We start from the raw sequence: 1,493 nt of genomic DNA on the forward strand, positions 1-1,493 counted from the left end.
CCCAACTAATACAAAAGTAGGGGTGGATCAGGCTGCGGTGACCGGAGTGATCGTGACGTCGTAGCCGAGGCTGTTGAGCTGCTTGATGGCGTTGTTCTTGGCGCGGGTCGGGTTGATGCGGGTGAAGTGGTCAGCTCCGGGCTCGTTGTAGCACTCGCCGTTGGCGAGCATGTGCCAGGCTGCGGTGAGGATGGAATGCTCGACGGCGACGAGGGCTTTGTTGCGTCCGCTTCGGGCCGTGATGCGGTGGTATCTCGCGGCGAGGTAGGTGTTCTTGGACCGTGCGGCCGCCATAGCCGCGATGCCGAGGGCTCCCTTGAGGTATTTGTTCCCGGGCAGGATGTGCGCGGATTTGATCCGTCCGGCGGATTCGTTCGCGCCGGGACAGACGCCGGCCCAAGACGCGAGCCGGGCGGGGGTTTCGAACACGGCCATGTCCGCTCCGGTTTCGGCGATGATCACCTCGGCGACCCTACGGGAGACTCCGGGGATGGCGGCCAGGGCTTCCCTGGCGTCGCGAAAGGGTTCCATCGCCTCCTCGATCCGTGCCGTGAGGGCCTCGATGACCCGGGTGTGGGTGTCGATTTGGTCCAGGTGCAGGCGGACCATGAACGCGTGGTGGGGTTTGAACCGGCCGGTGAGCGCGTCGATGAGGGCCGGGATCTTCGAGCGCAGCATGCCCCGGGCCATCCCGGCCAGCACCTCTGGGTTGCGTTCTCCGTTGATGAGGGCCTCGAGTATGTTCCGGGAGGAGACCCCTGTCAGATCCGAGACCACCGAGGAGAGCTTGATCCCGGAACTCTCTAGGAACTTCTCCAGCCGCTGGATCTCCCGGGCCCGGTCGCGGGTGGCGATCGCACGGGCCCGGGTCAGGTCCCTGAGCTCACGGATCGGTTCCGGCGGCACGAACGAGGCCCGCAACAACCCGAAAGCGGCCAACTGCGCCAGCCAGGCCGCGTCGGAGACGTCCGTCTTGCGGCCGGGGACGTTCCGGGCCGCCTTGGCGTTGACGAGCATCACCGGCAGCGTCTCCTCCATCAGGTAGTAGAAGGGCTTCCAGTAATCACTGGTCGCTTCCATCACCACCGTGCTCACATGTTCGCGTTCCAGGAACTCACGCAGCTCCAGGATCTGATGCGTGTTCGCGGCCCAGGTCGTAACCGTTGATGTGTAGGTCCCGGCCCGCGGGCCCGGGACCCGCACGCAGACTTTCGCGTCGCGTTTGGAGATATCCAACCCCGCGGCCCGCTCGTGAACAATGTCCATAACGACTTCCCTCCAACACCCTCAGACGGCCATCTACTGTGTCCGTCTCGGGGAGGACAGGGAAAATATTCAGGAATCTAATACCCGTGCTTCACAGCAACAATCCACGGTTCCCGTGGAAGTCCTCCACGCCACGCTAACTCACGGACTCAAGGCACCAAGTTGGGTCGGCGTTCACCGAGACGAACACCTCCATGATCACCGAGCCGCCCGGAGAGAGCCAGAGT

The 1,493-nt window shown here is 64.0% G+C and carries 1 protein-coding gene; it reads right to left on the bottom strand.

What is annotated here, in order from left to right; all coding sequences use genetic code 11:
• Positions 1 to 27 precede the first annotated feature (27 nt).
• The gene (locus BMF89_RS21415; RefSeq protein WP_078109056.1) at positions 28 to 1,266 is read right to left on the bottom strand and encodes an IS110 family transposase; all 1,239 of its coding nucleotides are present in this window, start codon (positions 1,264 to 1,266) and stop codon (positions 28 to 30) included.
• Positions 1,267 to 1,493 lie beyond the last annotated feature (227 nt).

It is taken from the genome of Arthrobacter sp. SRS-W-1-2016 (genome assembly GCF_002009585.1).
Classification (GTDB): Bacteria; Actinomycetota; Actinomycetes; order Actinomycetales; family Micrococcaceae; genus Arthrobacter; species Arthrobacter bambusae_A.